The following is a 19,260-nucleotide window of genomic DNA, read 5'->3' as shown; positions in this document are numbered from 1 at the left end:
GCCTGAAGGCAGGCCGACCCCGCTCAGCCCGGCTGGGGCCCGTTCAGCCGCGGCCGGCGCGTCTCGTGAGCTCCGCCCAGACCTCGTCGACCCGGGCGTCCAGCTCGGCCAGCGAGCCCTCGTTCGGGATCACGATGTCGGCCACGGCCAGCCGGTCCTCGCGGCTCGCCTGGGCGGCGATGCGGGCCTTGGCGTCGGCCTCCGGCATGCCCCGGTGCTCGGCCAGGCGCCGGATGCGGGTCTCGTCGGCCGCGTCGACGACGATGACCACGTCGTACATGGGGGCCAGGTGGTTCTCCGCCAGCAGCGGCACGTCGTAGACGGTGATCGCGTCATCGGCCGACCGGCTCTGCAGCTCCGCCACCCGCTCCCCCACCAGCGGATGCACGATCGCGTTGAGCGCGGCGAGCCGCTCGGGGTCGGCGAAGACGATGGAGCCGAGCTTCTCCCTGTCCAGCGAACCGTCGGGTCGGAGCACCCCCGCCCCGAACGCGGCGACCACCCTGGCCAGCCCGGGTGTGCCGGGCTCCACCACCTCGCGGGCGATCCTGTCGGCGTCGATCACGACGGCGCCCCTGGCCGCGAGCCGTTTCGACACCTCGCTCTTGCCCGATCCGATACCGCCCGTGAGCCCAGTCTTCAACACGGGAAGAAGCCTACGGGGTCATCATCGAAAGCATGACGACCACGATCGTACGGGCCGCGCACGAGCAGGCCGCGGCCGTCGGGGACGACTGGGTGGGGCCGCAGCACGTCGTGCTCGCCCTGCTGGCCGGCGAGTCCCTGGCCGCTCGGGTGCTGACCGAGGCGGGCCTGGACCACGAGCGGGCGCTCGGCTGCCTGCCGCACCACGCCAGGCCCGCGCACGGGACGGGCGGGTTCGCCAACCCCGCCTTCTACAAGCTGTACGGCATCGCGACCGGCCTGGCGCTGGCCGCGGGCGACCGGCACGCCGAGCCTGAGCACTGGCTCATGGCCCTGGCCTACGACGTCGAGGAGGACCGGGGGCCGACGCCGCTGCACCTGTTCGGGGTGGACCCGGCGGCGGTGGTCGGGGCGCTGCGCGCGCACGGGGTCCGCACGCCGCCGCTCGGCCCGCCCGTGCACGTGCCGTGGCGGGGCCGCCACCAGGTCATCGTGCCCGTCTCCGCCCTCCAGGGCGTGCTCGACCGGCTCGATGCCGAGCACCCGGCGGGCTCGGAGTGGCGCTGGGAGTGGAACTGGGTGGACGACGACCTGGGCCGCGCCGTGATCACGGCTGAGGAAGGGATCGATCTGGCCGCATACGCAGGTGGATCAGCGTCAGGTGATCGTCCATCCGCTCCCGGCCCGTCTCCCGGTAGCCCAGACGGCGGTAAAGCTTGAGGTTCGCCTCTGACAGGTGGCCCGTGAACAGGTCGAACGCCTCCGCTTCCGGCACCGCCTTGTGCAGGGCCGTCAGCAGCGCCGTGCCGATGCCCTGGCCCTGGCGGTCGGGCGCCACGACCAGCCGGCCGACCAGGCAGGTCGTGCCGGACACCTGCCCGCGCACCGCCCCGATCACGCGGCCGGCGTCGAGCGCCTTGAGCACGACGGCGCCCTCGATGACCTTGCGGACCTGCTCCAGCGACTCGACGAGCGGCGGGATGTACGGGTCGCCGTACATCTGGGCCTCGCTCACGTAGGCCGCCCGCTGCACGGTGAGGATCTCGCCCGCGTCCGGCGCGGTCGCCCGTTCGATCAGCACGCGCAGCACCCTACCGCTCAACCCTCACGAATACATGCCCGCCGTGAGCGCGCCGGGGCATTCGGCGCCTTCCTCCGGAAGCGCCCCGTTGACGAGGTAGTCGTGCACGCTCGTGCGCAGGCAGGTCGCGCGGAGCCGGCTGATCCCCTGCAGCAGGTACGCGTCGCGCCCGTCGCCGTGCGACAGCACGACCGCCCCGGGGACGGGGCCCGCGGGCCGCGCTTCGGCGTCCAGCCGTCCGACGCCGACCAGGACCGTCGGGTCGTGGCGCGGTTCGGGCACGTGCGGGGGCCAGCTCGGGGCGCCCCGGCGCGGCATGCCCAGGCATCGCGCGACCTCGCGGCGGCCGCTCAGCCATCCCACGCGTGGCGCCACCTCGCGCAGGTGCGTCTCCATCGTGCGCAAGCGCCGGTGGCCCGGCACCTCCGGCAGGAAGTCGTGGCACAGCAGGGACCCCGACGCGGTCGCCGGCGGGGCCTGGGCGGTCACGGCCGCCAGCGCGGCCAGCCTGCTCGCGTCGCCCTGCCTGGCCTCGGACATGGCCCGGGCCAGCTCCGGCCAGTGCCGCGGCGCCAGCCCGGCGGCGACGGCCGCGGCCAGGCGCCTGGCGTTCACCGAGCGGCCGGGGCCCGCGTGCAGGGGCGTGCGGCGGGTCAGGGCGTCGTAGACCTCCACGGCGTCGTCGTCGAGCGGGCAGCCCAGGTGCCCGCGGCACCAGTCGCGGAAGGCGGACAGCCGCCGCTCGGCCGCCCGCGCCAGGGCGGTCAGCCGCTCGGCCAGGTCGGGCTCGGTGTGGTCGGGCCCGCCTTCGAGGTACATCCGCCCGACCCGGTGCGGGAACAGCTCCGTGTACGCCTGCCCGTACACGGCCCCGTAGGAGGAGCCGAAGTACCGCAGCCGGGGCTCCCCCAGCTCGGCGCGCAGGGCGTCGAGGTCGTGGGCGACCTGCCAGGACGTGAGCCCGTCGTAGGCGGCCCCGGCGGCGGCGCGGCAGCTTTTGTCGTAGGCGGCGTTGTCGCGGGCGTAGGCGCGCCATCCGGCCCGTCCCGGGGCCAGGACGAGGCGCAGCGGGTCGGGCTGGGCCACCGCGCACCGGACGGCGGCCCCGCGCGGCTCGATCAGCACCACGTCGAACCACCTGGTCAGCTCGCTCACGCTCTCCGGCCGGGCGCGCACGCCCTGGACGGTGGAGGCCGCGCCGGTGTTCACCACCAGGGAGCCGCGGCTGCGCCGCGGGTCCTGCGCGGGCATCCTGGCCAGGTCGATCTCGGTACGGGCGCCGTGCGGCCTGGCCCAGTCGACGGGCACGGACAGCTTGGCGCACTGCAGCCCGTCGCCGCAGTCCTGCCACTGGGGAACGGCCGCGCCCTTCACCGCCGGGGAAGCGGTGGCCGCGGCCGCCAGCGCGGCCGCGGCAAGGATGATCACCCGCTGAACCATGCCCACTGCGTCGCCCCTGAGAATCGGTCGTAGGTGTCAACAGCGCAGGTCAGTCTGACAGCGCCGGTTCCCGGGGGCGGCGGGCTCGCCTGGGCCGAAGGTAAAATCTGCGGCCCGCTCAGCGGATCATCCGGAAAAAGGCGCGTATGCCCGCCACCAGCGAGTCGGGCACCGCCATCGCGACCATGTGGCTGGGGCTTTGGGCGTCGCCCCAGTACACGATGTCGTTGTCCCGCTCGGCGATCCGCCGCAGCAGCGCGGGCCCGCCGTGCGTCACGCCCGTCGGCACGGCGCTCTGGTTGATCGGCAGCCCGGCGGCGCCCTCGTAGTACGTCCACGACGACGACCCGCCGGTGTCGGTCAGCCAGTAAAGGGCCGCGTTCGTGAGCACCAGGTCCCGGTCGATCGGCTCGGCGCCCGAACCCCACCCGTCGAACTCCTTGAACCGCTCCACCAGGTACGCGAGCTGCGCCACCGGCGAGTCCGCGAACCCGTGCGCGAGCGTCTGCGGCCTGGCGGCCAGGTAGGGCCCGTACCCGCTGCCTCCGCTCATCCACGAGGTCAGCTCCTCCAGCTCGGCCGTCTCCTTCTCGCCGAGCCCTTCGAGCTGCGCGGGGTCCCCCGTGGGGATGCCCAGCCCGGCCGTGATGAGCGAGCCCACGACGTGCTCGCCGTCCAGCGCGGCCAGCTGCGGCGTGACCAGCGCCCCGGCGTCGTTGCCGTGCGCGCCGTAGCGCTCGTATCCGAGCCTGCGCATGAGCTCGGCCCACGTACGGGCCACCCGCTCGATGCTCCAGGGCCGTTCGTCGGCCGGTTCGGGGAAGGGCGAGAAGGCGAAGCCGGGCAGGGAGGGCGCGACGACGTGGAAGGCGATGTCGGGGTCGAGCCCGTGCGCCCGCGGGTCGGTGAGCGGGCCGATGACGTCGATGAACTCGGCGACGGAGCTCGGCCAGCTGTGCGTGATGACCAGCGGCAGCGCTCGGGGCTCGGGCGAGCGCACGTGCAGGAAGTGGATGGCCTGCCCGTCGATGTCGGTGGTGAACTGCGGGAACGCGTTCAGCCTGGCCTCCTGCGCCCGCCAGTCGAACCCGTCGGCCCAGTACTCGGCCAGCTCCTTCAGGTACGCGACGGGCACGCCCCTGTTCCACCCGCCGGGCAGCCGGCGCGCCCACCTCGTACGCCTCAGCCGCGCCCGCAGGTCGTCGAGGTCTTCCTGGGGGATGTCGATGCGGAATGCCGTGATCTCTTCCATGGAGAAGAACCGTAGAAGCCAATGCGGCAAGGTTCCTTCCGCATTGTCATCGGCCTTCAGAAAGCACCGGTCTTCACCACCCGGCCCCAGGAAGGCGGAAGGCCCCGCACCACGTCGGGTGCGGGGCCTTCCGGAAAGGCACTCAGCCAGATCAGAGCCGGATGATCAGCTCTGGCCGCCGGCGAGCTTCTCGCGCAGAGCCGCGAGAGCCTCGTCCGAGGCCAGCGCGCCGCTGGCCGGGGCCGAGGAGGAGGAGCCGCCGGCCGGAGCCTGCGTCTCGCCGCTGTAGGACGAGGGAGCGGCCTCGCCGGCCTCCGCCTCGGCCTTGCGGGCCTCCTCGATCTGCTTCCTGTGAGCCTCGAAACGCGTCTGGGCCTCGGCGTACTGCCGCTCCCACTCCTCGCGCTGCTTGTCGAAGCCCTCGAGCCACTCCCCGGTCTCCGGGTCGAAGCCCTCGGGGTAGATGTAGTTGCCCTGGTCGTCGTAGGTGGCCGCCATGCCGTACAGGGTCGGGTCGAACTCGACCTCGGCCCCGACGCCCTCGTTGGCCTGCTTCAGCGAGAGGCTGATGCGACGACGGTCGAGGTCGATGTCGATGATCTTGACAAAGATCTCGTCGCCGACCTGGACGACCTGCTCCGGGATCTCCACGTGGCGCTCGGCCAGCTCGGAGATGTGGACCAGGCCCTCGATGCCCTCCTCGACCCGGACGAACGCGCCGAACGGCACCAGCTTGGTGACGCGGCCCGGCACGACCTGGCCGATCTGGTGGGTGCGGGCGAACTGCTGCCACGGGTCTTCCTGGGTCGCCTTGAGCGACAGGGAGACGCGCTCGCGCTCCATGTCGACGTCGAGGACCTCGACCGTGACCTCCTGGCCGACCTCGACAACCTCGGAGGGGTGGTCGATGTGCTTCCAGGACAGCTCGGACACGTGGACCAGACCGTCGACCCCACCGAGGTCGACGAAGGCGCCGAAGTTGACGATCGAGGAGACGACGCCCTTGCGGACCTGGCCCTTCTGGAGGGTGTTGAGGAAGGTCTGGCGAACCTCCGACTGCGTCTGCTCGAGCCAGGCGCGGCGCGACAGGACCACGTTGTTGCGGTTCTTGTCGAGCTCAATGATCTTGGCCTCGAGCTCGCGGCCGACGTACGGCTGCAGGTCGCGGACGCGGCGCATCTCCACCAAGGACGCCGGCAGGAAGCCGCGCAGGCCGATGTCGAGGATGAGACCACCCTTGACGACCTCGATGACGGTGCCGGTGACGATACCGTCCTCGTCCTTGATCTTCTCGATCGTGCCCCAGGCGCGCTCGTACTGGGCGCGCTTCTTGGACAGGATCAGCCGGCCCTCTTTGTCCTCCTTCTGGAGGACCAGGGCTTCGACGTGCTCTCCCACTTCCACGACGTCAGCAGGGTCGACATCGTGCTTGATGGAAAGCTCGCGCGAGGGGATGACACCCTCGGTCTTGTAGCCGATATCGAGAAGAACCTCGTCTCGATCGACCTTGACGACGGTGCCCTCGACGATGTCGCCGTCGTTGAAGTACTTGATGGTCTCGTCGATCGCCGCGAGGAAGGCTTCCTCGGACCCGATGTCGTTGACCGCTACCTGCGGGGTGCTCGAGGTGGCCTCAGTGCTGGACGTCATGTGTGGAATTGCTCCGAACGCGGACAGGATGTCGATGTGGCGGATGCGCGGCAGGCCCTCTTCCGCATCAAGCCGAGGAATTACGACATCGACGTGACCGAGCGCGAGCCCGCTCCGTCTGAGGCGCGCGCGAGCCCACAGCGCAGCGATCAGCATATGAGACCATCGCCACGGGGTCAATCCGGGGAGCAATCAATACGCGATGACCTGCAGTCCTCGCTTGGCGACGATTTTACCGCGCCGTTTCTCCGGTATGGAGATCCGGGTTGGGTCGCCGTCGGAGACATAGCGCTCGCCAGGGTGCTTGTTCAGCCATTCCAGCCAGTACTGCGAGCACCACTTGCGGCACTCGCCCTTCTTACCGTTGCTCTGGATGCGCTGGATGGCCCCCCGGTCGAATTTTTTCGCGTAGGGCGAAAGTGAGGGCTCCGCACCCGCGAGGAAGACGCCCGCGAAATCGTACTTGCTGCCGTCCCAGGATCCGGTGCGGGCGAGCTTCTTCGGCCGGGGCATCGACCCGTAGGGCAGGGCCATGGTCCGCGACTGCGGCACGCCGAGCTTCTTGAGCAGGCGTTCGATCCGGACGATCTGCTCGCGGACCTTCTTTTTACGCAGCACGCGCAGGTTGGGGTGGTTCCAGGTGTGGTTGGCCACCTCGTACCCGTGGTCGACCAGCCACTTGACGGCGCTCTCCTGGGCCTGCCGGTCGGTCAGCCCGAACGGCTCCCGGTTGATCCAGAAGGTGGCGACCGGCCGGAACGAGGGGTATTTCCTGGCCACCTCCTGGATGACGGCCACGGCCGTGCCGCTCTTGGGGTTGCCGTTCCCGTCGAGCGCGAAGTGGCTCGGGTGGCCGTCGTCGAACGTCAGCACGACCGGGAACTTCCCCGCCGGCACCTTGATGTCGCCGGTGGCGAAGTCTCTGGCGGTGATCGGCACGTAGCCCTGCTTGGCCAGCTTCTCCAGCTCTTTCCTGAGCTGGCCGGGCGTCCGGTCGATCGAGGCGAGCCGCTTGGCGAGGATCCGGTGGTACATCAGGACCGGCACCAGCCCGGCCTCGTTGGCGTGCACCTGGCGGGCGAAGTCGGGGGTGGCCACGACCCCGGGCGGTTCGCCCACCGGGGCCAGGCTCGGCGGTGCGACGCTGCCCTGGACCTTGGCCACGTCCTTCGGCTTGGCGTGGGGGCGCTGCTCGGAGGGTAAGAGGCTCAGGCCGATGACGGCCACCGTTACCACCACGACGTTGGCGATGCCGATGATCCGCGTGAGGGACGCTGGATACCGCACAGAACTCCTGGCCGCCTAGTGAAATTTAGTCCAGGTTAGTCGAAAGAAATGATCAGTCAGTGGCCCGCGTCCTCCCACGTGCGCCCGACGCCGACGGAGACCTCCAGCGGGACGCGCAGGTGGTAGGCGGCGTTCATCTGGTCGCGCACGAGCTGCGTGAGCCGCTCCAGCTCCCCTGGCGCGACCTCGAACACCAGCTCGTCGTGGACCTGCAGCAGCATCCTGGAGGCCAGCTTCTCCTCGCGGATGGCCTGGTGGACGTTGAGCATGGCGACCTTGATGATGTCGGCGGCCGAGCCCTGGATGGGGGCGTTGAGCGCCATCCGCTCGGCCATCTCGCGGCGCTGGCGGTTGTCGCTGGTGAGGTCGGGCAGGTAGCGGCGACGGCCCATGATCGTCTCGGTGTAGCCGTCGGTGCGCGCCTGCTGGACGATGGCCTGCAGGAAGTCGCGCACGCCGCCGAACTCGGTGAAGTATTCCTCCTTCAGCGCCCGCGCCTCCGACACCGCGATGTTGAGCTGGCCGGACAGCCCGAAGTCGGACAGGCCGTAGGCCAGGCCGTAGTTCATGGCCTTGATGCGGGCCCGCAGCTCGCCGTCGATCTGCTCGGGCGGCAGGTTGAACACGCGGGCGGCGGTGGCCTGGTGGAAGTCGTGGCCCGACTCGAAGGCCGCGATCAGCGACTCGTCGCCCGACAGATGGGCCATGATGCGCAGCTCGATCTGGCTGTAGTCGGCCGTCAGCAGCGTCTCGTAGCCCTCGCCGACCACGAAGCCCTGCCGGATGCGGCGGCCCTCGGCGGTGCGGATCGGGATGTTCTGCAGGTTGGGCTTCTCGGAGGACAGGCGGCCGGTGGCGGCGATGATCTGGTTGAACGTGGTGTGGATGCGCCTGTCGTCGGAGATCTCCTTGATCAGGCCCTCGACGGTGGTGCGCAGCTTCTGCTGGTCGCGGTGGCGCAGCATGATCGTCGGCAGCTCGTGCTCGGTCTGCGTGGCCAGCCAGGCGAGCTGGTCGGCGTCGGTGCTGTAGCCGGTCTTGATCTTCTTCGTCTTGGGGAGGTTGAGCCGGACGAAGAGGATCTCCTGCAGCTGCTTGGGCGAGCCCAGGTTGAACTGCTCGCCTACCGACCGGTGGGCCTCCTCCACGGCGTGCTTGACGGCCGCGCCGAACTCGGCCTCCAGGCCCGCGAAGTATTCGCCGTCGACGGCGATGCCCGCCCGCTCCAGCTCGGCCAGCACGCTCAGCAGGGGCAGCTCGACGTCGGCCAGGAGCTGGGTGCCGCCGCGCCCGGCCAGGAAGGTCTCCAGGGAGTCGGCCAGCTCGCGCACGGCGTGGGCGCGCAGCGCGAGGTCCTTGGCAGGGGCGTCCTCGTCGTCGCCGAACAGCGCGGCCTGCCCGTTGGACTCCTCCTCGGCCCGCAGGTCGCGGTGGAGGTAGCGCCTGGCGAGGTCTTCGAGCGCGAACGTGCGCTGCCCCGGCATCGCCAGGTAGGCCGCCAGCGCGGTGTCACAGCTCAGGCCGCGCAGCTCCATGCCCTGCGCCCAGAGCGCCAGGATGGGCCCCTTGGCGTCGTGGACGGCCTTGGGCCTGCTCTCGTCACCCAGCCAGGCCCGCAGCGCCGCCTCGTCGGCCTCGGTGAGCTTGACGGGGTCGATGTGGGCGGCGGTGCCGTCGGGCGAGGCGACGGCGATGGCGTCGATGCGCCCGGTGCCGCTGCCGTAGGCGCCCTTGAAGGCCAGCCCGGCCCGGCCCGCGGGCATCGCCGACAGCCAGCCGGCCACCCGGTCGGGGCCGAGCAGCACGGTCTCGACCTCGAAGCCCTGCTCGGGCTCCTGCTCGCCGGAGCCGAGCACCTTGAAGACGCGCTCGCGCAGCTCGCCGCGGATCTGCAGGGAGTCGAACAGCTTGTTGATCTCCTCGCGGTCCCACGCGCCCTGCGTGAGGTCGCCGAGGTCGACCTCCAGCGGCACGTCGCGCAGCAGCTCGGTCAGGCGCCGGTTCATCAGCACCTGGGCGACGTGCTCGCGCAGCTTGTCGCCGACCTTGCCCTTGACCTCGTCGACCCGGTCGACCAGCGCGGTCAGCGAGCCGAACTCGCGCACCCACTTGGCGGCGGTCTTCTCCCCCACGCTCGGGATGCTCAGGAGGTTGTCGCTGGGGTCGCCGCGCAGGGCGGCGAAGTCGGGGTACTGCTCCGGGGTCAGGCCGTATTTCTCGACGACGGCCTCGGGGGTGAACCTCGTCATGTCGCTGATGCCGCGCCGGGTCATCAGGACGGTGACGTGCTCGTCGACCAGCTGCAGCGCGTCGCGGTCGCCGGTGACGATCAGCACGTCCATGCCCTCGCCGGCCGCCCGGGTGGCGAGCGTGGCGATCAGGTCGTCGGCCTCGAAGCCCGCCTTGGACAGGTGCGGGACGCGCAGGATGTCGAGCAGCTCGAAGATGAGCTGCATCTGGCCGCGGAAGTCCTCCGGCGTCTCGCTCCGGTTGGCCTTGTACTCGGAGTACGCCTCGTGGCGGAAGGTCGGCTCCGACCTGTCGAAGGCCACCGCCACGTGCGTCGGCTGCTCGTCGCGCAGGACGTTGGTCAGCATCGAGGTGAACCCGTAGACCGCCTCGGTGTGCTGACCATCGGTGGTCATCAGGTTGGCGTCTTTGAGCGCGTAGAAAGCGCGATAAGCCAGGGAATGCCCGTCAAGCAGCAACAGGCGCGGGCGGCTGGGGGTCACTTCACTCTTCGGCACACACGCAGCCTAGTCTGCGTCTGCGACAGAAAACCTGAGCTCGGAAGAGTGGAGACGTCCCTTTGACGCAGACCAACCCCATGGACTTCTCGGTGTACGGCGCCGTGCACGAGGGCACGCTGGCCGACCGCATGGGCATCGAGTTCCTCGAGGCCGGACCCGAGCGGGTCGTGGGCCGGATGCCGGTCGAGGGCAACACCCAGCCCTACGGCCTGCTGCACGGCGGGGCCTCCGCGGTGCTGGCCGAGACGCTGGGCTCGGTGGCGGCCGCCATCCACGCGGGCCCCGAGCGCATCGCCGTGGGCATCGAGATCAACGCCACCCATCACCGCTCGGCGTCCGCCGGGCACGTCACGGGTGTGGCGACCAGGTTGCACGGCGGCCGGACGTTGGCGACGTACAGCATCGAAATCACTGACGAGCAGGGAAAACTCGTCTGTACCTCACGTCTCACGTGCATGCTGCGCGACAGGTGAAACTCCTGTCCCTTTGCGCGCCGCACCCGTAGGTGGATACGGTGGTCCGAACGCGAGCCCGCGGGGAGGCTTAGTAGAAAACGTGTGCGGCCGGGGAAGCCCTACACGGCCCCAAACGCCGACCTCGCGGGCTCGTCCAGGATTTACGGCGATCGTTATGCGTTCGTACGCAAAGCCGCCAGGCGTCTACCCCGATTTAGCCCCTGACCTGGCTTGTTGATTCCTCACATCAGTGACACACACATGTCACTAATTGGTGACGAACGATACTGAACCGGGCGTCACCAGAATAAGCTCCCGCCACAGCATCCCAGTTGTGCCTGCGATGCGCGCGTGTCGAGATGGAGGGGCACAACCCCGCCTTGACCTACTTGAGGGAGCACCATTGCGCAGAGCCGTGATCGCGTTCACGGCCTTCCTGGGTGGACTCGTCTTCCTGCTGGCCGGCCCCGCTCACGCGGGGCCCGCCGATTGCCAGGGACTGAGGGGAACACTCAAACTCCAAGGCCAGCCAGTGAACGGCGCCAAAGTCGCCGTGACCACCGAGAGCGGACAACCCGTCAAGGAGGTCACGAGCAACGCACAAGGCACTTGGGACGTTCAGGTCGACAAACCCGGTAAGTACAAGGTCACCCTGGATGTCAGCAGCCTTCCGCAGAATGCGGAGGTGCGTGGCGGCAGCAACGTCCGCACACCGACCGTCTATGAGGGCAACTGCTCGACGGTCCTGTTCGCCCTTCAGGCCAAGGGCGCCCCGGGGCAACAGCAGCAGGAGGAGGGCGGCGGCGAGAGCTCGTTCTGGACGACGGCCGCGCAGCTGACCTTCGAGGGCCTGAACCTCGGTCTGATCATCGCCCTGGCCGCGCTCGGTCTGTCGCTCATCTACGGCACGACCGGCCTGACCAACTTCGCCCACGGCGAGCTGGTCACGCTCGGCGCGATCCTCGCCTACGCGTTCAACGTGGGCTTCGGGCTGCATCTGATCCCCGCCGCCATCATCGCCGTCGCGGTCGGCGGCATCCTCGGTTACCTGCAGGACCGGCTGTTCTGGGGCCAGCTGCGCAAGCGCGGCACCGGCACCATCGCCATGATGATCATCTCGATCGGCGTGGCGCTCTTCCTGCGGTACGTCTTCCTGATCTTCTTCGGCGGACAGAACGAGGCCTTCGCCCAATACACCGCCCAGCCCGGCATCCAGGTCGGCCCCATCACGGCCGCACCCAAGAACTTCATCGCCATGGGCATCGAGCTCGCGGTCCTGATCATCGTCGGCCTGGCCCTGATGCGCACCCGCACCGGCAAGGCGGCCCGCGCCGTGGCCGACAACCCCGCGCTCGCGGCCTCGTCCGGCATCAACGTCGACCAGGTCATCCGGATCATCTGGACCACGGGCGGCGCCATCGCCGCGCTGGCGGGCATCATGCTCGGCCTGTCGCAGAGCCTGAAATACACCATGGGCCAGGACATCCTGCTGCTCATCTTCGCCGGCGTGACGCTCGGCGGGCTCGGCACCGCGTTCGGCGCGCTGGTCGGCTCGCTGGTGGTGGGCCTGTTCATCCAGGTCTCCACGCTCTGGGTGCCGCCGGAGCTCAAGAGCCTCGGCGCGCTGGGCGTACTCATCATCGTGCTCCTCGTCCGGCCTCAGGGCATCCTGGGCCGCCGCGAGCGGATCGGCTGACGGGGGAGGATCAGAATGGACTGGATCACGATCATCAGCACCACTCTCAAGTCGGCCATCGGCGTCGACACGGTGCTGTACGCCCTCGCGGCCATCGGTATCAACATCCACTTCGGCTACACCGGCCTGCTCAACTTCGGCCAGGCCGCGTTCATGGGCGTGGCCGGCTACGGCCTGGCGGTCACGGTCACGGTCATGGGCCTGCCGTTCTGGATCGGCATCGTCGTCGGCCTGCTGGCCGCCGTGGTGCTGGCGATCCTCATGGGCATCCCGACGCTGCAGCTGCGCGCCGACTACCTGGCCATCGTCACCATCGCGGCGGCCGAGATCATCAGGCTCGTCTTCCGCTCGGTGGCGTTCAAGGACGTCTTCGGCGGCTCCGACGGCCAGCGCGGCTTCTCCGACGGTTTCTACGCGCTCAACCCCTTCCCCGAAGGCGAATACGGCTTCAACCTCGGCCCGGTGCCGCTCTTCTTCAACAACCGGGTGCTGTGGGTGCTGGTCGTCGGCTGGGTGCTGATCGCCATCTGCTGCGCCATCGTCTACCTGCTCATGAAGAGCCCGTGGGGCCGCGTGCTCAAGGCCATCCGCGAGGACGAGGACGCCGTGCGCAGCCTGGGCAAGAGCGTCTTCTCGTACAAGATGCAGTCGCTCATCCTGGGCGGCGTCATCGGCTCGCTCGGCGGCTTCATCTACGGCCTGGCCTTCGCCTCCGTGCAGCCGGACGTCTTCGGCACCGAGACGACCTTCTACATCTACACCATGGTCATCCTCGGCGGCGCGGCCCGCGTGCTCGGCCCGGTCGTCGGCTCGATGATCTTCTGGGTGCTGCTGGTCTTCATCTACGGTGTGCTCACCGAGGCGGTCGGCGCCGGGTACATCACGTTCATGGACACCAACCAGGTGGGCGCGTTCCGCTACATCATCGTGGGTCTTGGCCTCATCCTGTTGCTCGTCTTCCGGCCACAGGGCGTCTTCGGTGACAAGAGGGAGATAGCAATCGATGCACGCTGAAACCCCCACCCAATCCGGCACCACCGAGCGCAAGTCGGCCGCCCTGGCGGCGTTCAAGGACCTGGCGCGCGACCCCGGCGTGCCCAAGCCCGACCCCATCCTCGTGGTGGACAACGTGGTGCGCCGCTTCGGCGGCCTGACCGCGGTCGAGGTGAACCACGTCGAGATCCAGCGCGGCTCCATCACCGCGCTGATCGGCCCCAACGGCGCCGGCAAGACCACCTTCTTCAACCAGCTCACCGGGTTCGACACGGCCGACTCCGGCTCGTGGACGTTCAACGGACGGGCGATGAACGGGGTGCCCGCCCACAAGGTGGCCCGCTCCGGCATGGTGCGCACGTTCCAGCTCACCAAGGCCCTGTCGCGGCTGACGGTGATGGAGAACATGCGCCTGGGCGCCCAGCGGCAGAAGGGCGAGAGCTTCTTCCGCGCGCTCGTGCCGAGCCTGTGGCGCGGCCAGGAGGACGAGATCACGGTCCGGGCCGAGGAGTTGCTGGAGCGGTTCAAGCTCGCCGCCAAGCGCGACGACTTCGCCGGGTCGCTGTCGGGCGGCCAGCGCAAGCTGCTGGAGATGGCCCGCGCGCTCATGGTCCAGCCCGAGCTGGTCATGCTCGACGAGCCCATGGCCGGGGTCAACCCGGCGCTGACGCAGTCGCTGCTCGGCCACGTCAAGGACCTGCGCGAGCAGGGCATGACGGTGCTGTTCGTCGAGCACGACATGGACATGGTCCGCGACATCAGCGACTGGGTGATCGTCATGGCGCAGGGCGCGGTCATCGCCGAGGGACCGCCCTCGACGATCATGTCCGACGAGCGCGTGATCGACGCCTACCTGGGCGCGCACCACGACGCGCCGCTGTCGGAGACCGAGCTGGAGGCCCAGCTCCAGGAGGCCGAGGCGGCGCTGGAGGCCGAGATCGAAGAGGAGACGCAGAAGTGACCGTCCCTGAGCCGGCACAGTCGAAGGCGGCCGTCACCGACCGCAGCGACCACCTGCAGGGCGCCGAGGACGCCGTGCTGCGGTGCGACGAGCTGATCGCCGGCTACCTGCCAGGCGTCAACATCCTCAACGGCTCCGACCTCTACGTCAAAGAGGGCGAGCTGATCGGCATCATCGGCCCCAACGGCGCCGGTAAGTCGACGCTGCTCAAGGCCATGTTCGGGCTGGTCAACATCCGCAGCGGCACCGTGCTGCTCAAGGGTGAGGACATCACGAACATGAAGGCGCACTCGCTGGTCGCCCGCGGCGTCGGCTACGTGCCGCAGACCAACAACGTCTTCCCCAGCCTCACCATCGAGGAGAACCTCGAGATGGGCGCCTTCCAGGTGCCGGGGAAGTTCAAGGAGCGCTTCGAGTTCGTGGCCGAGCTGTTCCCCGCGCTCAAGGAGCGGCGCAAGCAGCGCGCCGGCTCCCTGTCCGGCGGTGAGCGGCAGATGGTCGCGATGGCCAGGGCGCTCATGACCGAGCCGTCCGTGCTCCTGCTCGACGAGCCGTCGGCGGGTCTGTCGCCCAAGCTGCAGGACCTGGTGTTCATCCAGGCCCAGCAGATCAACAAGGCGGGCGTGACGGTGATCATGGTGGAGCAGAACGCGCGCCGCTGCCTGCAGATCTGCCACCGCGGCTACGTCCTCGACCAGGGCCGCAACGCCTACACCGGCACCGGGCGGCAGCTCGCCAACGACCCCAAGGTCATCGAGCTGTATCTCGGCACGCTGGCCAAGGCGTAGGACGATCGAGAACGGCGAAGGGGCTCCCATGGGCCCCTTCGCCGTTCTTTAATGTGCGTTGTGAAACGTTTAGCGACAGTCGCGCTCGTGCTTCCCGTCCTACTCGTCGGCTGCCAGGGCAACGCCTCGTCCGCGTCGAAATACAGCACCGGCGGCGATGCCACCGACAGCCCGTGCGCCCGCGTGGTCTCGGCCATCGGGTACGCCAACCTCATGCTGCGACCGAAGGGTCAGGAGGACCGGCAATACTTCGAGGACGCCGTGATCGGCCGCCTGGCGGAGCTGCGCGGGATCACGCTGGAGTTCGGCGACCGGCTGCCCGACTCCCTGAAGGGCGCCGTACAGACGATCGAGACCACCACCGCCGGGCTCGCCAAGAACGACGTGCCCCGCGCCCGGCAGGTGGCGCTGCTCAAGCAGTACCGCGTGGCCGCCGACCAGATCGTGGCCGGCTGCAAGTAGGCCGACTGCAAGTAGGAACGACGAGAAGGGCCCGGCCGTGACGGCCGGGCCCTTCCGTGTGAGGCGGCGGTACTAGCCGGCGATGTTGCCGGTGCGGTACTCGAGCGCCTTGGTGGCGTACTTGTTGTTGGCGCCGTACTGGTAGATGCCGATGGTGGCGACGGCCGGGTCACCGGCCTCGTTGAACTCGACCGGGCCGCTGACGCCCTCGTAGTCGATGTCCTTGCCGGCCTTCAGCAGGTCCACGCACTCCTTGAAGCTCTTGCACTTCTCGCCGCCCTTGCTCACCTCGGCGAGCTTGGCCGCGATGTCCGTGCCGGCGTCGCTCTTGGCGGCCTCGGCGGCCAGCGCGATCAGGTTGGCGGCGTCGTAGGACTCGGGGGCGTAGCTGAAGTCCTCGAGCTTGGGGTTGATCGCCAGGAGCTTCTTCTCGAACTCCTCCGGAGCCGCGGCGCCCGGAATCGTGCCCTTGACGCCGTCGAGCGTGCCCTTGGGCATCTTCACGTAGTTCGTGTTGGACGTGTTGCCGTCCACCATGTACCACTTGTGCTTGTCGGCGGGCAGGCCCTGCTTGACCAGCTCGGCCACGACCTTCGCGGTCTCCTCGAACCCGATCAGCACGATGCCCTTGGGGTTCTTGGCCTTGAGCTTGGCCACGTCGGCGGAGAAGTCGGCCGCCTTCGGGTCGTAGTCGACCCGCTCGACGACCTCGGCGCCGCCGTCGGTGACGGTCTTCTGCACCTGGTCGGCCAGGCCCGTGCCGTAGGAGTCCTGCATGGCCAGGATGCCGACCGTGTCGTTCCCGTCGGCCACCACGAGGTCACCCAGCACGCGCCCCTGCAGCTTGTCGGGCGGCGAGGTACGGAAGTACAGGCCCTTGTCGTTGATCGTGGTGAACTTGTCGGAGGTGTTGGCCGGCGAGAACTGCACCACGCCCGCACCGGTGATCTTGTCGATCACCGACTCCGACACCGACGACGACGCGGCGCCGATGATGGCGTCGGCCTTCTGGGCCAGCAGCTTGTCCACCGACTGCGAGGCGATGTTGGTGGTGGTGTCACCCGAGTCGGTGTCGTACTTGGTGATCGGCTTGCCGAGCACGCCACCGGCCTCGTTGATCTCCTTGACGGCGGCGTCGACTCCCGCGATCTCGGGCGGGCCGAGGAAGGCCAGCGAACCGGTCTGGGGCAGCAGGGTGCCGATGGTGAGAGTGCCATCGCCCTTCGCCGCGGCGGGCGCCGACGACGATGGCGCGGCAGACTCTGAGGTCTGCGTGGCGGTGTTGCCGCCGCCACCGCCGCAGGCTGTCAGGGCGAGGCTGGTGGCAGCCACGACAGCCAGCGCCCGCCCCACGGGAGCAATGCGGATCATGAAGTGTCTCCTTCATTTCCAGGCCGGGATCGGTCAGCACCGCCGAGCGTTCCCGAACGAATGCAGGAAACGTACAAAACTGCAGCGTGCTCCAACTAGATGCACCGGGGAACTGTCGGCACTTGGATGCGGAGTCGTAATCAGTCCTCAACTTACGGGACCTGGGCAAGCACGCTTAATCTGCATCGAGTGAAGCGTTTTACGGTCTCCCTCGCGACGACGCTCCTCCTCACCGGTTGCGGCACCTCCGAGCCGCCTTCCCGGCCAACCGCGACGCCGCCTGGGGGCGTATCCGTGTCACTGGCCCAATGGCGTTCGGACGAGCCCGTGCACGCGCTGGAAGTGGCCGTCCGCAATACCGCCGACACTCCGGTCTATTTCGCCGATGTCCAGCTTGTCACGCCTTCATTCAAAACCCTGCCGGCGCAAAGGACCGACGCCACCATCAAGAAGACCGAACGGACGGACCTGCGCATCACGTACGGACCCGCCAACTGCCTGCCCCAGGGGCTGCCCGAGGTCCAGCCGGCCACGGTCGTGGCGCACGTCAGCACCGGCTCCGAGCAGCCGCGGAAGGTGGTCTTCACCGTCCCCCACCCCGACCCGCTGCTGGCCAGGCTGCTGCGCGACGAGTGCTCCGAGTTCCTGATCAAGGAGGCGGCCGACATCCGGTTCGGCCCGGAGTGGAAGGACGTGGACAAGGCCATGCGGGGCACCCTGGTGATCACCCGGCGCGGGAGCGGCTCCGTCACCCTGAACGACATGGGCGGGACCACCCACTTCATCGTCACGCCCGAGCACCGGCCCCTGGGGGTGCTGGCCGCCGGGCAGCAGCGGCTGGAGGTGCCGATCGCGCTCACCCCCGGCCGCTGCGACCCCCACGCGTTCGCCGAGGCCAAGAAGGCCTTCCTGTTCCCCGTCCGGGCCGGCATCGACGGAGGTCAGGAACGCGTGGTCATCGTGGTGCCGCCCAAGCCGCTGCAGGACCGCCTCATCCCGTGGGCGATGAAGACGTGCGGACTGGGCTGAGGCTCAGCCCTCGATCTTGCCGGTGCGGTACTCCAGCGCCTTGCCGGGGTACTTGTTGTCGTCGCCGTACTGGTAGACGCCGATCGTGGCCACCGCCGGGTCACCGGCGTCGTTGAACTCGACCGGGCCGCTGAGACCGTCGTAGTCGATGTCCTTGCCGGCCTTCAGCAGGTCCACGCACTCCTTGAAGCTCTTGCACTTCTCGCCGCCCTTGCTCACCTCGGGCAGCTTGGCGGCGATGGACGCGCCGGAGTCGTCCTTGGCCGCCTCGGCGGCCAGCGCGATCAGGTTCGCCGCGTCGTACGACTCGGCCGAGTACGTGAAGTCGGTCAGCTTGGGGTCGAGCTCCTGGAGCTTCTTCCTGAACTCCTCGGGCGCCTCGGCACCCGGTATGGTGCCCTTGACGCCCTTGAGGGTGCCCTTGGGCATCTTCAGGTAGTTGGTGTTCGACATGTTGCCGTCCACCATGTACCACTTGTGCTTGTCCGCCGTCAGGCCCTGCTTGACCAGTTCGGCCACGACCTTGGCGCCCTCCTCGAACCCGATCAGCACGATCGCCTTCGGGTTCTTCGCCTTGATCTTGGCCACGTCGGCGGAGAAGTCGGCCGCCTTCGGGTCGTAGTCGACCCGCTCCACCACGCCGGCGCCGGCCTCCTCGGCCGTCTTGGTGATCTGGTCGGCCAGGCCGGAGCCGTAGGAGTCCTGCATGGCCAGGATGCCGATGGAGTCGTTGCCGTCGGCGGCGATCAGGTCGCCGAGCACCCGGCCCTGCAGCTTGTCCGGCGGCGCCGTACGGAAGTACAGGCCCTTGTCGTTGATCGTGGTGAACTTGTCGGAGGTGTTGGCCGGCGAGAACTGCACCACGCCCGCACCCGTCACCTTGTCGATGATCGACTCCGACACCGACGACGACGCGGCGCCGATGATGGCATCGGCCTTCTGCGCCAGCAGCTTGTCCACCGACTGCGAGGCGATGTTCGTGCTGGTGTCACCCGAGTCCGTGTGGACCTTGGTGATCGGCTTGCCGAGCACGCCACCGGCCTCGTTGATCTCCTTGACGGCCTGGTCGACGCCGGCGAACTCGGGCGGGCCGAGGAAGGCGAGCGAGCCCGTCTGCGGCAGCACCGTGCCGAGGGTCAACGTGCCGTCGCCCTTCGCCGCGGGAGCCGAAGAGGCCGCCGCGGACGGGGCCGCCGACTCCGACTGCTTCGCGGCCGTGTCGCCACCGCCGCCGCCACACGCCGTCAGAGCCAGGCTCGCCGCGGCCGCCACGGCCAGGACGCGCCCCGTTGGAGCAATGCGGATCATAAAAGAGACTCCCCCTATCTCAACGAAGGAACGATCACCTTCGCTGGGTTTTCCGAGCTCAGCATGCCTGTTCGAACAGGTGATGGGGAGTT

At 69.0% G+C, this 19,260-nt stretch carries 17 protein-coding genes; 8 read left to right on the top strand and 9 right to left on the bottom strand.

Annotated features, from left to right (window positions below):
* Positions 1–43 precede the first annotated feature (43 nt).
* Positions 44–646: a dephospho-CoA kinase gene (gene coaE, locus ACIBQ1_RS01490; protein WP_397273960.1), complete on the bottom strand. Its 603-nt coding sequence runs from the start codon at positions 644–646 to the stop codon at positions 44–46.
* A gap of 32 nt (positions 647–678) precedes the next feature.
* Here coaE and ACIBQ1_RS01485 point away from each other — a divergent pair, with 32 nt between their 5' ends.
* On the top strand, positions 679–1,365 hold the full coding sequence (locus ACIBQ1_RS01485) for a Clp protease N-terminal domain-containing protein (RefSeq protein ID WP_397273959.1): 687 nt from the start codon (positions 679–681) through the stop codon (positions 1,363–1,365).
* On the opposite strand, the gene ACIBQ1_RS01480 is transcribed toward ACIBQ1_RS01485, so the two are convergent.
* From ACIBQ1_RS01480 to polA, 6 genes are all read right to left on the bottom strand, one after another.
* Positions 1,253–1,732, bottom strand: a complete 480-nt coding sequence (locus ACIBQ1_RS01480) for a GNAT family N-acetyltransferase (protein WP_397274543.1) — start codon at positions 1,730–1,732, stop codon at positions 1,253–1,255. The genes ACIBQ1_RS01485 and ACIBQ1_RS01480 overlap by 113 nt on opposite strands.
* Before the next feature lie 18 nt (positions 1,733–1,750).
* On the bottom strand, positions 1,751–3,154 hold the full coding sequence (locus ACIBQ1_RS01475) for an alpha/beta fold hydrolase (protein ID WP_397273958.1): 1,404 nt from the start codon (positions 3,152–3,154) through the stop codon (positions 1,751–1,753).
* 130 nt (positions 3,155–3,284) lie between these two features.
* On the bottom strand, positions 3,285–4,418 hold the full coding sequence (locus tag ACIBQ1_RS01470; RefSeq protein WP_397273957.1) for an epoxide hydrolase family protein: 1,134 nt from the start codon (positions 4,416–4,418) through the stop codon (positions 3,285–3,287).
* A 165-nt stretch (positions 4,419–4,583) separates the two neighbouring features.
* Positions 4,584–6,068, bottom strand: coding sequence for a 30S ribosomal protein S1 (gene rpsA, locus ACIBQ1_RS01465; protein WP_319714415.1), 1,485 nt, complete (start codon positions 6,066–6,068; stop codon positions 4,584–4,586).
* A gap of 192 nt (positions 6,069–6,260) precedes the next feature.
* Positions 6,261–7,355, bottom strand: coding sequence for a polysaccharide deacetylase family protein (locus tag ACIBQ1_RS01460; RefSeq protein ID WP_397273956.1), 1,095 nt, complete (start codon positions 7,353–7,355; stop codon positions 6,261–6,263).
* 56 nt (positions 7,356–7,411) lie between these two features.
* On the bottom strand, positions 7,412–10,102 hold the full coding sequence (polA, locus tag ACIBQ1_RS01455) for a DNA polymerase I (protein WP_397273955.1): 2,691 nt from the start codon (positions 10,100–10,102) through the stop codon (positions 7,412–7,414).
* A gap of 80 nt (positions 10,103–10,182) precedes the next feature.
* On the opposite strand from polA, the gene ACIBQ1_RS01450 reads away from it, so the two are divergent.
* The 6 genes from ACIBQ1_RS01450 to ACIBQ1_RS01425 all read left to right on the top strand — a co-directional run bounded on the left by ACIBQ1_RS01450 (position 10,183) and on the right by ACIBQ1_RS01425 (position 15,460).
* Positions 10,183–10,578, top strand: a complete 396-nt coding sequence (locus ACIBQ1_RS01450) for a PaaI family thioesterase (protein WP_397274542.1) — start codon at positions 10,183–10,185, stop codon at positions 10,576–10,578.
* Between the two features lie 385 nt (positions 10,579–10,963).
* Positions 10,964–12,256 (top strand): branched-chain amino acid ABC transporter permease, encoded by a 1,293-nt coding sequence (locus tag ACIBQ1_RS01445; RefSeq protein ID WP_397273954.1) that lies wholly within the window; start codon positions 10,964–10,966, stop codon positions 12,254–12,256.
* A gap of 15 nt (positions 12,257–12,271) precedes the next feature.
* Positions 12,272–13,270, top strand: coding sequence for a branched-chain amino acid ABC transporter permease (locus ACIBQ1_RS01440; protein ID WP_397273953.1), 999 nt, complete (start codon positions 12,272–12,274; stop codon positions 13,268–13,270).
* Positions 13,260–14,210, top strand: a complete 951-nt coding sequence (locus ACIBQ1_RS01435) for an ABC transporter ATP-binding protein (protein WP_397273952.1) — start codon at positions 13,260–13,262, stop codon at positions 14,208–14,210. The genes ACIBQ1_RS01440 and ACIBQ1_RS01435 overlap by 11 nt, the downstream gene beginning before the upstream one ends.
* Complete coding sequence (locus tag ACIBQ1_RS01430; RefSeq protein ID WP_397273951.1) at positions 14,207–14,998, top strand: ABC transporter ATP-binding protein; 792 nt, start codon at positions 14,207–14,209, stop codon at positions 14,996–14,998. Before ACIBQ1_RS01435 ends, ACIBQ1_RS01430 begins: the two co-directional genes overlap by 4 nt.
* Before the next feature lie 87 nt (positions 14,999–15,085).
* Positions 15,086–15,460, top strand: coding sequence for a hypothetical protein (locus ACIBQ1_RS01425; protein ID WP_397273950.1), 375 nt, complete (start codon positions 15,086–15,088; stop codon positions 15,458–15,460).
* Positions 15,461–15,532: 72 nt separating this feature from the next.
* Here the strand turns inward: ACIBQ1_RS01425 and ACIBQ1_RS01420 are convergent, their stop codons facing one another.
* Positions 15,533–16,831, bottom strand: a complete 1,299-nt coding sequence (locus tag ACIBQ1_RS01420) for an ABC transporter substrate-binding protein (RefSeq protein ID WP_397273949.1) — start codon at positions 16,829–16,831, stop codon at positions 15,533–15,535.
* A gap of 294 nt (positions 16,832–17,125) precedes the next feature.
* Between ACIBQ1_RS01420 and ACIBQ1_RS01415 the strand changes: the two genes are divergently transcribed.
* The gene (locus tag ACIBQ1_RS01415; protein ID WP_397273948.1) at positions 17,126–17,860 is read left to right on the top strand and encodes a hypothetical protein; all 735 of its coding nucleotides are present in this window, start codon (positions 17,126–17,128) and stop codon (positions 17,858–17,860) included.
* Between the two features lie 3 nt (positions 17,861–17,863).
* Here the strand turns inward: ACIBQ1_RS01415 and ACIBQ1_RS01410 are convergent, their stop codons facing one another.
* Positions 17,864–19,168, bottom strand: coding sequence for an ABC transporter substrate-binding protein (locus ACIBQ1_RS01410; protein WP_397273947.1), 1,305 nt, complete (start codon positions 19,166–19,168; stop codon positions 17,864–17,866).
* Positions 19,169–19,260: the final 92 nt, after the last annotated feature.

It is taken from the genome of Nonomuraea sp. NPDC050153, from assembly GCF_044460125.1.
Classification (GTDB): domain Bacteria; phylum Actinomycetota; class Actinomycetes; order Streptosporangiales; family Streptosporangiaceae; genus Nonomuraea.
Note: the sequence above shows the minus strand (reverse complement) of the source record. Positions and strands in the feature narration are given on the sequence as shown.

Bases quoted from the DNA above. Each gene is read 5' to 3' on its own strand.
- ACIBQ1_RS01485 (WP_397273959.1), top strand. From the start codon at position 679: ATGACGACCACGATCGTACGGGCCGCGCACGAGCAGGCCGCGGCCGTC.
- ACIBQ1_RS01470 (WP_397273957.1), bottom strand. From the start codon at position 4,418: ATGGAAGAGATCACGGCATTCCGCATCGACATCCCCCAGGAAGACCTC.
- rpsA (WP_319714415.1), bottom strand. From the start codon at position 6,068: ATGACGTCCAGCACTGAGGCCACCTCGAGCACCCCGCAGGTAGCGGTC.
- ACIBQ1_RS01450 (WP_397274542.1), top strand. From the start codon at position 10,183: ATGGACTTCTCGGTGTACGGCGCCGTGCACGAGGGCACGCTGGCCGAC.
- ACIBQ1_RS01440 (WP_397273953.1), top strand. From the start codon at position 12,272: ATGGACTGGATCACGATCATCAGCACCACTCTCAAGTCGGCCATCGGC.
- ACIBQ1_RS01435 (WP_397273952.1), top strand. From the start codon at position 13,260: ATGCACGCTGAAACCCCCACCCAATCCGGCACCACCGAGCGCAAGTCG.
- ACIBQ1_RS01420 (WP_397273949.1), bottom strand. From the start codon at position 16,831: ATGATCCGCATTGCTCCCGTGGGGCGGGCGCTGGCTGTCGTGGCTGCC.
- ACIBQ1_RS01410 (WP_397273947.1), bottom strand. From the start codon at position 19,168: ATGATCCGCATTGCTCCAACGGGGCGCGTCCTGGCCGTGGCGGCCGCG.